At 61.5% G+C, this 12,299-nt stretch carries 16 protein-coding genes; 12 read left to right on the top strand and 4 right to left on the bottom strand.

The window, feature by feature from the left end; all coding sequences use genetic code 11:
• The first annotated feature begins 116 nt into the window (after positions 1-116).
• The 8 genes from Q1A34_RS14650 to Q1A34_RS14615 all read left to right on the top strand — a co-directional run bounded on the left by Q1A34_RS14650 (position 117) and on the right by Q1A34_RS14615 (position 5,874).
• Positions 117-1,304 (top strand): ABC transporter substrate-binding protein, encoded by a 1,188-nt coding sequence (locus Q1A34_RS14650; RefSeq protein ID WP_300035567.1) that lies wholly within the window; start codon positions 117-119, stop codon positions 1,302-1,304.
• A 12-nt stretch (positions 1,305-1,316) separates the two neighbouring features.
• Positions 1,317-2,288, top strand: coding sequence for a YVTN family beta-propeller repeat protein (locus Q1A34_RS14645; protein ID WP_300035564.1), 972 nt, complete (start codon positions 1,317-1,319; stop codon positions 2,286-2,288).
• Between the two features lie 22 nt (positions 2,289-2,310).
• Positions 2,311-2,748, top strand: coding sequence for a hypothetical protein (locus Q1A34_RS14640; protein ID WP_300035561.1), 438 nt, complete (start codon positions 2,311-2,313; stop codon positions 2,746-2,748).
• A gap of 18 nt (positions 2,749-2,766) precedes the next feature.
• Positions 2,767-3,018 carry a PepSY domain-containing protein gene (locus Q1A34_RS14635; RefSeq protein WP_300035558.1) on the top strand — a complete coding sequence of 84 codons (252 nt, stop codon included), beginning with the start codon at positions 2,767-2,769 and terminating at the stop codon, positions 3,016-3,018.
• 452 nt (positions 3,019-3,470) lie between these two features.
• A complete protein-coding gene (locus Q1A34_RS14630) occupies positions 3,471-3,896 on the top strand; it encodes a thiosulfate oxidation carrier protein SoxY (protein WP_300035553.1) in 426 nt (141 codons plus the stop codon).
• 24 nt (positions 3,897-3,920) lie between these two features.
• Entirely contained in the window at positions 3,921-4,253 is a 333-nt protein-coding gene (soxZ, locus tag Q1A34_RS14625) for a thiosulfate oxidation carrier complex protein SoxZ (protein ID WP_300035550.1), read from the top strand.
• A complete protein-coding gene (locus Q1A34_RS14620; RefSeq protein WP_366942856.1) occupies positions 4,250-4,585 on the top strand; it encodes a c-type cytochrome in 336 nt (111 codons plus the stop codon). Before soxZ ends, Q1A34_RS14620 begins: the two co-directional genes overlap by 4 nt.
• Before the next feature lie 23 nt (positions 4,586-4,608).
• Positions 4,609-5,874: an NAD(P)/FAD-dependent oxidoreductase gene (locus Q1A34_RS14615; RefSeq protein WP_300035546.1), complete on the top strand. Its 1,266-nt coding sequence runs from the start codon at positions 4,609-4,611 to the stop codon at positions 5,872-5,874.
• A 257-nt stretch (positions 5,875-6,131) separates the two neighbouring features.
• Here the strand turns inward: Q1A34_RS14615 and Q1A34_RS14610 are convergent, their stop codons facing one another.
• The 3 genes from Q1A34_RS14610 to Q1A34_RS14600 all read right to left on the bottom strand — a co-directional run bounded on the left by Q1A34_RS14610 (position 6,132) and on the right by Q1A34_RS14600 (position 8,005).
• The gene (locus Q1A34_RS14610; RefSeq protein WP_300035543.1) at positions 6,132-7,103 is read right to left on the bottom strand and encodes a hypothetical protein; all 972 of its coding nucleotides are present in this window, start codon (positions 7,101-7,103) and stop codon (positions 6,132-6,134) included.
• 342 nt (positions 7,104-7,445) lie between these two features.
• Positions 7,446-7,775, bottom strand: a complete 330-nt coding sequence (locus Q1A34_RS14605; RefSeq protein WP_300035541.1) for a type II toxin-antitoxin system RelE/ParE family toxin — start codon at positions 7,773-7,775, stop codon at positions 7,446-7,448.
• Positions 7,772-8,005 carry a type II toxin-antitoxin system ParD family antitoxin gene (locus Q1A34_RS14600; protein ID WP_300035539.1) on the bottom strand — a complete coding sequence of 78 codons (234 nt, stop codon included), beginning with the start codon at positions 8,003-8,005 and terminating at the stop codon, positions 7,772-7,774. Before Q1A34_RS14600 ends, Q1A34_RS14605 begins: the two co-directional genes overlap by 4 nt.
• Positions 8,006-8,127: 122 nt before the next feature.
• Between Q1A34_RS14600 and Q1A34_RS14595 the strand changes: the two genes are divergently transcribed.
• Both Q1A34_RS14595 and Q1A34_RS14590 read left to right on the top strand, forming a co-directional pair.
• On the top strand, positions 8,128-8,847 hold the full coding sequence (locus tag Q1A34_RS14595) for an ABC transporter ATP-binding protein (RefSeq protein ID WP_300035537.1): 720 nt from the start codon (positions 8,128-8,130) through the stop codon (positions 8,845-8,847).
• On the top strand, positions 8,844-9,638 hold the full coding sequence (locus Q1A34_RS14590; protein WP_300035535.1) for an ABC transporter permease: 795 nt from the start codon (positions 8,844-8,846) through the stop codon (positions 9,636-9,638). Before Q1A34_RS14595 ends, Q1A34_RS14590 begins: the two co-directional genes overlap by 4 nt.
• Positions 9,639-9,643: 5 nt before the next feature.
• On the opposite strand, the gene Q1A34_RS14585 is transcribed toward Q1A34_RS14590, so the two are convergent.
• Positions 9,644-9,847, bottom strand: coding sequence for a hypothetical protein (locus tag Q1A34_RS14585; RefSeq protein ID WP_300035533.1), 204 nt, complete (start codon positions 9,845-9,847; stop codon positions 9,644-9,646).
• A 146-nt stretch (positions 9,848-9,993) separates the two neighbouring features.
• Here Q1A34_RS14585 and Q1A34_RS14580 point away from each other — a divergent pair, with 146 nt between their 5' ends.
• Entirely contained in the window at positions 9,994-11,595 is a 1,602-nt protein-coding gene (locus Q1A34_RS14580) for a HAMP domain-containing sensor histidine kinase (protein WP_300035531.1), read from the top strand.
• A gap of 9 nt (positions 11,596-11,604) precedes the next feature.
• Entirely contained in the window at positions 11,605-12,288 is a 684-nt protein-coding gene (locus Q1A34_RS14575; protein WP_300035529.1) for a response regulator transcription factor, read from the top strand.
• Positions 12,289-12,299 lie beyond the last annotated feature (11 nt).

The raw sequence follows: 12,299 nt of genomic DNA, 5'->3' as shown, positions 1-12,299 counted from the left end.
AGTTGATGGTGCGGGTGATAGGCTCCCGAAAGCAACCCGGCCAAAAGTATAGGTTCACAACCAGCTGTCGGAACTGAATAAAAAAACCGAAGCAAAATGCTTCTGGGGAGGACATCGTGGGACGACTTTCAGCGGCTCTGCTGGCGGCTTTTTCGTGGATTGCGTTTGCCATTCCGGCACAGGCCATCGATGTGAAAGCAGCGGTCCTGCGTGTAGACTATCCCACCCTGCTGCCAATCAGCCGCTATGATCTGCGCCCCGATGATCTGGGTTTTGCCGGGGCCGCTCTGGCGGATGAGGACAATGGCACCACCGGCAGTTTTCTGGGCCATACCTACGAGACCACGACAATCGCCACCGCCCCCGAAGAGGCCGACAGCGCGTTTGACGCGCTTTTGGCCCAGGGCATCCGGCTGATCGTCGTGCAGGCGCGCGGAGAGGATCTGCTGCGCCTGACCGACAAGGCAGCGGCGGCGGGTGCGCTGGTTTTCAATGCGGCGACCGGCGACGTGGCGCTGCGTGACGACCAGTGTCGCGGAAACCTGCTGCACATCGCCCCGAGCGATGCCATGAAAGCCGATGCGGTGGCGCAATTTGCAGTCTGGAAGAAATGGGACGAATGGTTCCTGATCTCCGGTTCGAATCCGCAGGATATCGCCCTGGCCGAAGCCTACCGGACATCGGCGCGCAAGTTCGGCGTGCGCATCACGGAGGACCGGGAGTTTACAGATACAGGCGGGTCCCGGCGGACCGATTCCGGGCATGTGCTGGTGCAGCGGCAACTGCCCACGTTCACGCAGGGCGCTGATGACCATGATGTGGTGGTCGCAGCGGATGGTACGGATTACTTCGCCCGGTATCTGAGCTATCACCTCTGGACCCCGCGCCCGGTCATGGGGTCGGGCGGGCTGGTGCCCACGACCTTTCATGCAGCCCATGAAGCCTATGGCGCAACACAGTTCCAGACCCGCTTTGAAGCGCTGACCGGGCGTTACGCCAAACCGCAGGACTACAACGTCTGGCTGGCCCTGCGCGTGGTGGGAGAGGCCGTCACCCGCGCCAATACCGCCGACCCGATGGGTGTGCGCGACTATGCGGTTTCCGATGCTTTTGAGCTTGCCGCCTTCAAGGGCACGCGGGTGACCTTCCGGAACTGGAACGGGCAGCTGCGCCAGCCAATCCTGCTCTATGACGGCAGCATCACGGTCAGTGTTTCGCCGCAGGACGGTTTTCTGCATCAGGTATCGCCGCTCGACACGATGGGGTTGGACCGCCCTGAATCCAACTGTACCGCATTCAACTAAGGAGACCTCCCGATGAAATCCCTCGTCGTGACGACTGCCATCAGCCTTTTGCTCGCAGCGCCTGCCCTGGCCGGAAAGGCATTTGTGTCCAATGAACGCGGCAACACGATCACGGTGGTCAACACCGACACGTGGGAGGTGGAAACCGAGTTCTTTGCCGGGCACCGCCCGCGTGGGATCACCGTAAGCCCAGATGGCAGCAAGATCTATGTCTGCGCCTCGGACGATAATCTGGTGCGGGTGTTTGATTCCACCACCTATGAGGAACTGCCAAGCCTGCCCTCCGGCCCGGACCCGGAGCTCTTCATTCTGGAGCCCTCGGGCAAGCGGCTTTATATCGCGAACGAGGACGACAATCTGGTGACGGTGACAGATACCGAAACCCGCACCGTTCTGGCCGAAGTGCCCGTCGGCGTGGAGCCCGAAGGCATGGGGATGAGCCCGGATGCGAAATTCGTGGTCAACACCTCCGAGACGACCAACATGGCGCATTTCATCTCGACCGAAGACTACAAGATCAAGCACAATATCCTGGTGGACCAGCGCCCGCGCTACGCCCATTACACCGCCGACGGCAAACGGCTGTTCGTGACTTCCGAAATTGGCGGCACTGTGAGCGTCATGGATATTGCCGAGGATGGTACGCCAACGGTCATTGGCAAGATTTCCTTTGAGGTCGCCGGGGTGCAACCGGAATGGCTGCAGCCCGTGGGTGCGCGTGTCACGCAGGACGGCAAGCGGCTCTTTGTGGCGCTGGGGCCCGCAAACCGGGTCGCCGTGGTGGACGCGCAAAGCCTTGAGGTGCTCGATTACATTCTGGTCGGCCAGCGGGTCTGGCAGCTCGACTTCACGCCGGACGAAAAATACCTGCTGACCACCAACGGCAACTCCAACGACATCACCGTCATCGACGTGGCCAGGGAAAAGGCGATCCGCTCTGTGCAGGTGGGCCAGCAGCCCTGGGGCGTGGTGACAATTGACTGATAACAAATCCGGGGAGACGACCATGAAAAAACTATTGGCAGCCATTGTGGCTTTTACGCTGTCCACGCCCGCGCTGGCCGCACCTTTGTGCGATGATCTGGGGTTTGCCGGGCTGCTGGCCAAGTGCAACCGCGGCGAGACGATCAGTCTGACGCTGGCCTCTGGTCAGCCCGTGGGCGAGGACGTCGAACTGCAATCGGGCGCCTATTATAAACTGGAGATCACGGCAGACGGATCGGCGGAACTGGCGCTGGAAGGGGCGGGTTTCTTTCGCGCGATCTGGATGAACGAGATCGTTATCAATTCGATCGAAATACGCCCCATGGCCATCGATTCCATTGAGTTCGACAAGGCAGGTGTGGTGGAGCTGTCGTTTATCGCCATCAAGCCCGGCCGGCACACCCTGCGTATTCCCGGCTCTACCGGCGACAGCCAATCGGTCACTTTCTCTATCCAGTAAAATTCGAAAGGCATTATCATGCGTAAACTTCTGTGCACTCTCGCCCTCACCACCCTGGCAGCGCCGCTCCATGCGGACGGACATGTGGATGCGGATACAGTCGCCAAAATCGAAGCGTTTCTTGCCTCCATCGAATGCCAGATGGACCCCGATGACATCGAGGTCGAAGACGACGGCTATGATCTGGATGACGTGATCTGCAAAGGCGGCAACCAGTTCGATATCAAGCTGGACAGTGACCTGAAGGAAGTCAGCCGCCGCGCGGAGTAACCCGTTGCGGTGGCGCACCACAGAAGATCACCATGCGTTATCTGGCGGGTGGTTGCTCTGATCACAGCTCAGCGTATCGGCCCCGGCCAGTGATCTGCCCGTGGTGCGTCTGGCCGTCCTGAAAACCGGGACCGTCAACCGGGAACTGGCAAACACTATCCAGCTTGGCTTCGACACCGGGACCGCAAAATCGGTGGGCACCCTGACGGAAAGGCTGATTGCCGGGCAGAAATCCGCGACCCGCCCGCTGCCAGAGGCCGAACGTCTGGCGCTGCGCATTCTTACGCTCCGGCCAACAGATCAGGGTGCAATCCCCGGGACGTCATCAACTTCCCGTCATCGCAGCGGCGGTCTGGCATCAAAAAAGGTGCAAAAAGGATCATTATGGTTAGAATTGACCCATCGGATCAGGCTGGCGCCAAAGCCTGCGCACAGCGGACCGGGAGGGTGACATGAAACTGACAAGGCGGCACACGCTTGTGATCGGCACCGGCGCTCTGGTTGCGACGGGTCTGGTCGGCGCGCCCGCGCAGGCCTCGCTGTTTGAAGAAGCCTATGCGGCGCTCACCGGCAATGCGCCCGTTATCGAGGGCGGCGTGACACTGACCCTGCCCGCCGTCGCAGAGGATGGCTATACCGTGCCGCTGGGGGTCAGCGCACCCGGTGAGGCCGTGGCGATCACGGTGCTTGCAGAACACAACCCGGCCCCCCGTGTCGCCCGTTTTCGTTTCGGCCCGCTCAGCGGTGCGCGCGACGTCTCGACGCGCATCCGGCTCGCCAGAACCCAGACAGTCGTGGCACTGGCCGAGATGCCCGACGGGTCGTTTCGCATCGCCCGCACCCATGTGGATGTCACCCTGGGCGGCTGTGGTGCCTGACACGCGACAAAAAGGAGAACCGCAATGGCAGAAGGTGTAAAGACGCGGGTCAAAGTGCCCAAAACCGCGGCCGCGGGCGAGACGATCACGATCAAGACGCTGGTCAGTCACAAAATGGAAAGCGGGCATCGCCCCGACGACAACGGCAACCTGATCCCCCGCTCGATCATCAACCGCTTCACCGCTGCGTTCAATGGCGAGAGCGTGATCGACATCGCGATGGAGCCCTCCATTTCCACCAATCCCTATTTCCAGTTCGAGGCGCGCGTGCCCGCATCGGGCACGTTTACCTTTGCCTGGTATGACGATGACGGCGCGGTCTACCACGACAGTAAAAGGGTCACAGTGACCTCGTGAGACGCTTTGCGCCCCGCCCTGCAGGCCTTGTGCTTATTTCGGTGGCGCTCAGCAGTCAGACAGCCCTTGCAGAGACCCAGACGTCACAGCTGAGGGGCGATCCTGCTTATGGCGCCTATCTCAGCGGCGAATGTACCACCTGCCATCACCGGGAGGGGCGCGATGCCGGTATCCCGTCCATCGTGAACTGGCCCGAGGCTGACTTTGTGGCTGCCATGCAGGCCTACAAGGCCAGACGCCGGGATCACCCGGTTATGCAGATGATTGCCGGGCGGCTCTCAGACGCAGAAATTGCCGCACTGGCCGCCTACTTCAACACGCTCGACCCCTGAAACGACCTGTAAGGAGACCCGCCATGACCATGAACAGACGCCGCTTTCTGCGCTCGACGGCTGTCGCATCCACAGCGCTGGCCGCGCCCATGGTACTGGCAGAAGGGCATGCAAAACCCCGTGTGGTCGTAATCGGCGGCGGCGCGGGCGGGGCCACGGCAGCGCGCTACATCGCCAAAGACAGCGCGGGGGATATCTCTGTCACCCTGATCGAACCGACGCGCACCTATTACTCCTGCTTTTTCTCCAACCTCTATCTTGGCGGCTTCAAGGCCATTGACGATATCGGCCATTCCTACGGGCGGCTCGCCGCAGCGGGCGTGAACGTGGTGCATGACTGGGCCGTGGGCGTGGACCGCGACCTGCGCCGCGTGACCCTGGCAGGCGGGGCAACCCTGGGCTATGACAAGCTCATCCTCAGCCCGGGCATTGATTTTGTCGACGGGGCCGTTCCGGGCTGGGATATCTCAGCGCAGAACGCCATGCCTCATGCCTATAAGGCCGGATCGCAGACAGAGCTATTGAAAGCCCGGATCGCAGCCATGCCCGAAGGCGGTACCTTTGCCATGGTCGCCCCGCCCAACCCTTACCGCTGCCCGCCCGGACCCTACGAACGGGTGTCGATGGTGGCGCATTACCTCAAAACGCATAACCCGACCGCCAAAATCATCGTGGCCGATCCCAAACCAAAGTTTTCCAAGATGTCGCTCTTTGAGGAGGGCTGGGGTGATCATTACCCCGGCATGATCGACTGGATCGGCGAGGATTTCGGGGGCGGTGTGGTCGAGGTTGATCCCGGCGCGATGACCCTCACCATTGACGGTGAAACGCTCGCAGTGGATGTCTGCAACGTGATCCCTGCCATGAAAGCCGGGCGCATCGCCGAGATCGCAGGGGTCACCGATGGCAACTGGGCGCCCGTGCAGGCCGCCGATATGTCCAGCAGGGCCGATCCGGACATCCACGTGCTCGGCGATGCCGCTCAGCAGGGCGATATGCCAAAATCCGCCTTTTCCGCCAACAGCCAGGCCAAGGTCTGCGCAAATGCGGTACGCGGCGCGCTGACCGGTTCTGCGGTGTTTCCCGCCCGCTACGCAAATACCTGCTGGTCCCTGATCTCCGAGAACGACGGCGTGAAAGTCGGAGCCACCTATGAAGCCACCCCAGAAAAAATCTCCCGGGTCGACGGTTTCATCTCGCAGGTCGGCGAGACCGGAGATGTCAGAAAAGCGACCTATGAGGAATCCGAAGGATGGTATGCGGGAATTACAGCAGACATGCTGGGGTAACCGTCGCGGGGCCAGAGAGGTTCTGATTATACCGCTTCCGGGTTTACATAATAAGTCTTACGCAAATATGGACGATGGCGAACAGCCTTTGGTTCACACCACTGGCGGAACCCGGTCCATATGGGTCAAATCCGCGCCACACCCGCACGGCGCCACCCGCTTTCTTGTTTAATGCTGCCCCTTAAAGGCTGTCCCAAAAGGACCGCCGTGCGTAACCTGAACGGCATCGGCTGACGCTACTTCAGTGACTGCCCCGCTCAGGAGCCTCCTGTCGCCAGGGACGTAAAAAAGTCTTCCGGACGCGGCGGTAACTTCATCAGCCCGTCACCATGTCGAAAATGCAGAGCGGGTGCCGGTGCTCTCCCCTCAAATGATCGGAACAACCCATCCGGAACACCCCAGGGCGTGCGGCCAAGGATTTCCTCTGCCCTGTCCCGTTGCCGCAGAAATGCCTGCTCCACAGTTTCCAGGTCTTTGCCGGCAAACCCGAATTCACTGGTTTTGTAAAACCCGTCATTCCAACGCTGAATGATCTGCGCGGTCTGATCCGCAAACTCTGTGTGCCCGTGCTTTTGCCCGGCTTTCGCCAGATACTCCAGATAACCCGCAGAGGCATACCTTTGGATAAACGCTGCAACGCTGGCCTTATCACAGGCAGGTTGCGCGAAAATCCAGTAAAGTGCGTCATGATCCGCTTTCCGGCCCGGCTCACTTTCGCAGGCGATCACATGCCACAAATCCCTGTCATGCGGTTCGGTTTCCCGAAGAATGCCGACCAGATCTTCATCCTCGTGATAGCGCGGGATATTCCCGTTCTGCTCCCAGTCTGACATCGCACGGCGGTACGCTTCGGCTTCTGTCTCGTAACGGTCGATTTGCCCGCGTATCGCTTCAGCGCGCAGCCACAGGGCACGCGCAGCGTCGCGATCTTTAAACAGAGCGATCACATCCTCCGCATCCTGACCCTGCGACGCCACAAGGCGGTAAATCGTCGACCGCTCGGCCAGTTGCTCGACGGTCATGCCCCTGCCTTTTTCAATTGGCTGGAGTCTCGTGATATCGGCACTGACCGAGGCCAGAAGCGGTGCCATGTCCGGCTTTGGCGGAACGCCGGAGCTGAGCCTGTGGCGCTTGTCTTCAATCGCAGCCCAACCGGCGATATTCGAAGACGCCACTGTGATCTCACTGCGCAACTGGTCGATCGTGGGCAACTGCCTGCGGCGGATCATTTTCTCCGCAGGTGCTCTTAATGCCAGAAAAGGCTGATGCTTTGGCTTTCTCAGTAATCTGGAAATCATCGGTATCGGGTCCTGAACATTCAAACAAAACGGGGTGGCAGGGCCCTGATCTGACCAGCCCGAACCACCCGTCTGGGTTTATTCTCCAACAAATACCGGTGGATCTTGTCTGAATTTTGGCGCCCGTTGGATTTTCAGATGACGGACGTTATCCGGCTTCTTCTGCATCCGCATGTTGTCTGGCAAGGGGTGCACCAAACCCATAAAAACCGGCACTGCGCTGCGTCACAGGGACGTGCGAGCAGCAGAACGCAACCGCCCCTGCGCCCCGCGCTAAAAGGCACCGGTTCCCCCGGCCTCCTCATCGTCCGCCAGAAACTCCGCCCAGTTGGCCCGACCGTGCACGATGCGCAGCACGTCGATGCTCTCCTCTTCGGCCAGATACAGGATCAGATGCCGCCGGTATGGATGTATCCTGACGGGCGGCGTGAATTCTGTCCGGGCACGCGCCATGTCGGGAAACTCAGCGAGCAGGGCAACCGCTGCGTCGAGGCCCGTCAGATAGCGCGCGGCCTGATCCACAGACCAGGTTTCCTCTGTGTACTGCCAGATGTCTTCCAGATCAGCGATGGCGCGGGGCCGGAACAGGATCTGCCGGATCACGCCCCGGTTTTGGTCCGGATAAAGCCCGACACGTCAAAGGCGCGCGGCGCACCGCTTTGCACGCCCTCGTCAATCAGCGCCTGCACTTCGTCAATGGACTGCTGGCGGGTCTGATCCCTGCGGATCAGATCGCGCACATAGTCACTGACATTGCTGTAACGCCCGTCTTTTGTGCGGGTTTCGACCCAGGATTTCATCGGATCGGGAAGAGAAACATTCATCGTCGCCATACTGCCAATCTGGGCACCCTGGCAAAGTTTGTCAAGACACATGCGCGCCCTGCAAGCGCTTGTGACCCTGTCGATTTGCGGGCAGTCTGCAAAGCAGTGGGAAATGACGCAAGGAAACGGCAATGACGGGTGGGCTGACGGTCGCTGGGCTGAATTTCTCCTATGGTCCGAAAACCGCCCTCAGGGACGTTTCCTTTGACCTGTCCCCCGGCCGGTTCTGCGCGCTCCTGGGGCCGAACGGGGCGGGTAAATCGACGCTGGTCTCGCTGCTGACCCGCCTGCTCGTTGCGCGCGACGGCGCCATTCATATCGCGGGCCACGACCTGCGCAGCGCATCCCGCATGGCCCTGGCTGACCTCGGCGTCGTTTTTCAGCAGCCGACCCTGGATCTCAGCCTCACAGTCCGTCAGAACCTGGCCTATTTCGCCGCGCTGCATGGTCTGCCCCGCAATGAGGTGCCCGGCAGGATCGAAACGGCACTTGCGCGGCTGGGCATGGGCGAAAGGGCGGATGAAAAAGCCGCCGCGCTGAACGGTGGGCACCGGCGGCGGATGGAGCTGGCGCGTGCGCTTATCCACCAGCCAAAGGTGCTGCTGCTGGACGAGCCGACGGTGGGGCTCGATGCAGCCTCGCGCGCGGCCATCACCGACCATGTGCACGACCTGGCGGATCAGGGTCTCTGCGTGCTCTGGACCACCCATCTGACCGACGAGGTGCGCGACAGCGACCGCCTGCTGGTGCTGCATCAGGGCGAAATTCTGGCCGACGGACAATGCGGTGATATCCGCGGTGACAGCGCGCTGAATGACTGGTTCCTGGCGCGCACTAAGGTGGCGGCATGACCGGATACTGGACGGTCACCCGGGCCATTGTCGGGCGGGAGTTTCTGCGATTCGTGCATCAGCGCGAACGCTTTTTTGCCGCTCTGGTGCGCCCGCTGGTCTGGCTGCTGATCTTTGCCGCCGGGTTTCGCGCCGCACTTGGCCTGTCGATCATCCCGCCCTATCAGACCTATATCACCTACGAGACCTATATCGTGCCCGGGCTCTGCGCGATGATCCTGCTGTTCAATGGCATGCAAAGCTCGCTCAGCCTGGTGTATGACCGCGAGACCGGGTCCATGCGCCTGCTGCTGACCAGTCCCTTTCCGCGCTGGTGGCTGCTGTTTTGCAGGCTGCTGGGCTCGACGGCAATCTCGATTTTGCAGGTCTACACCTTCCTCGGGATCGCCGCGATCTTCGGGATCACGATGCCGCTCATGGGCTATGTGGCCGTGCTGCCGGGTCTGATCCTCGGCGGGCTGATGCTGGGCGCACTGGGTCTTGTGCTGTCGAGTTTCATCCGGCAGCTGGAGAACTTTGCAGGTGTGATGAACTTTGTCATCTTCCCGATGTTTTTCCTGTCTTCCGCCCTTTATCCCCTGTGGAAAATGGCGGAAAGCTCACCGCTTTTGCGCGACATCTGTGCGCTCAACCCGTTCACCCATGCGGTCGAACTGATCCGGTTCCTGCTCTATCTGCAGCTGAACCTGACCGCCCTGGGCTGGGTGGTGTTCTGGTCGGTGCTCTTCAGCCTCGCGGCCATGTGGGGCTATGACCCAGCGCGCGGGCTGATGCAGCGCAAATCGCGATGACCGGCTCAGGCCTTCTGTTCGGCAAAGTTAACGGCCTGGCACCGCCAGCTGCGGATTTCCATATTCGGATGGGCCACCGACCATTTCGCCAGTTCCGGCTGCGCGCCCATCAGGCACTGCATCGGGCTGATATCACTGAAGACAAGGCTGCGTTCACGGCAATCATCCGGCGCATTGGCCAGACAGGCGACAAAAAGAAGCTCAATCATTTCGGGTCCGTTCCTGTATGTTTAACTGCTCTGCGCACGCCCGAACATAGACTAAAGTCGGTAAAATTATCCTTAATCGCCCTGTTCCGGCCCTTTCGGAACGCCCCTTTGCACAGAATTCAGGCACTTATCGGGGTGTCCGGCCCATGAGCCGCAGCCCCCTTTCCACTCGCGTGCTGTCGCTCAAGGCGCGGCTGGGTATCGGGGCGGCGATCCTCGGCGCGGGCACGCTCGTCACCGCGCTTATTCTCGTCTCGGGGCTGAATGAGGTTTCCACACGGCTCAGCACCGCGCTGGAGGCCGAAACCCGCATGGCGCGCTATTCGAGCCTCTCTCAGCAGGCCGCGACCTTTCTGGTGATCACCACCGAGATGATCCAGTCCGGGCAATCCAGGGCCGTGCGCCGCGACCGCATCGCCCCCGTGACAGACCGCCTGCGCAGCACATTTGCACAGCTGAACGCAGACACCGAAACCGCCGTAAACCGGGCGCAGGAGATCGGCCTGGATGCCCAGTCCCGCGTTGCCACACAGTCTCTGGGGCTGGCGCGGATGCAGGCGCTGCTGGAAAACACCGAAACCGGGCTCGGCACCGACACCGGGGACGCGGACGAACTGCGCGCCTATATCGACAGCTTTGCCTCGGGCTTTGATCCGCTGCTCAGCCAGGCGGTGAACAACGAGATACGGTTCCGCAACGAGATCCTGACCGGCATCGACGACCTGCGCAAACGCCTGGCGCTGGCGGCACTGGTCATCGCGCTTGTCACCCTCGCTCTTGTGGCGGCCTTTTACCTGGGCCTGGTGCGGCCGCAGTTCGCCCGCCTGGACCGGCTGCGGGATGCGGCACAGCGGATCGGGCAGGAGGATTTTGCCGTCGCCCTGCCGGTCATGCGCATGGATGAGATCGGACAGATCTCTGCCGAGACCAACCGCATGGCCACAGCACTGGCCGACCGCCGGCAGGAGGTGCAGTCGGAATGGGCGCGGCTGAACGAAACCATCCGCGAACGCACCGAAGCGCTGCGCGCCGCAAACGCAACGCTGGAGGAGATCGACACCAACCGCCGCCGCTTTTTCGCAGATGTCAGTCACGAATTGCGCACGCCGCTCACGGTGATCCTGATGGAGGCGCAGATCGGCAGAAAGTCCACACCAGAGGCCGCTGACGCCTTTGCCACCATCGAGACCCGCGCCGCCCGCCTGAACCGGCGGATCGACGATCTGCTGCGGATCGCCCGGTCGGACAGCGGCCAGCTGGGGCTGGAGCTGCAGGACACGCCCCTGCCCGGTCTGACAGAGCAGGCCATCGCGGAAATCCGGGCGGAAACGGAAAACGCAGGCCTTGATCTGCGGGTCGGCGCGATGCCGCAGGTTGTGCTGCACTGTGATCCCAACTGGGTGCGGCAGGTCCTTGTCGGTCTCATGCGCAACGCGATCCGCCACGCCCGTTCTGGCGGTGTCGTACAGCTGTCGGCAGAACCGGATGCAGAGCAGATCACCCTGCAGGTGATCGACCACGGCCCGGGCATTGCACCAGACCAGCTGCCCCGGATTTTCGACCGGTTCGAACAGGGCAAGGGCGCAGATGCGGGCAAGGGCTTTGGCCTCGGGCTGGCGCTGGCCCGCTGGGTCATCGAAGAGCAGGGCGGCACGATCACCGCAGAAAGCCCCCTGCCCGCGCCCCTGCGCCCCGCGGGCGTCACCGGCACGGTCATTTCGGTTTGCCTGCCCCGTGCGACAGGATAACCTCTGCCCATGACCACCCGCCTTCTGATCGTTGACGACGACCCGGAAATCACCTCTGCCCTGGCCCGGGGTCTCGCGCTGCATGACTATGAGGCCCGGACCGAAAACCGCGCCGACCGGGCGCTGGCCCGGCTGACGCAGCCCGGTTTTGACGGGGCCATCATCGACGTGATGCTCGGGGCAGACAGCGGTATTGATCTGGTGCGCCAGGTCCGTGCCGCCGGTGTCACCCTGCCGATCCTGATGCTCTCTGCCCTGTCAGATGTGGAGGACCGCGCCGCGGGGCTCGAAGCCGGAGCGGATGACTATGTGGTCAAACCCTTCAGCTTTGACGAGCTGGTCGCCCGGCTGCGGGTCCAGCAACGCCGCGCCGGCAGCCATCGCCCGGGCCGGGCAACGCTGTGCTCTGCACAGCGGAAACTGCGCTGCGACGACCGGGAAGTGGTCTTTACCGAGCGCGAATTTGAGCTTTTGTCGCTCCTGATCCGGCACGCAGAGACCCCCCTGCCCCGGAATATGATCTTTGAGACCCTCTGGGCCTCGGACGGCTCTGGTAACGAAAACGTTGTGGACGTCTATATCGGCTATCTGCGCAAAAAGCTCTCGGGGCAGTATTTTAGTTTTGAAATCAAAACGTTACGTAATAAGGGCTTTTGCTTTTCAGGCACTGTTCCGGTGCCTGACGACGGGTAACACCGACCAAA

The sequence above is a fragment of the uncultured Roseobacter sp. genome, from assembly GCF_947491795.1.
Lineage (GTDB): Bacteria > Pseudomonadota > Alphaproteobacteria > Rhodobacterales > Rhodobacteraceae > Roseobacter.
Note: the sequence above shows the minus strand (reverse complement) of the source record. Positions and strands in the feature narration are given on the sequence as shown.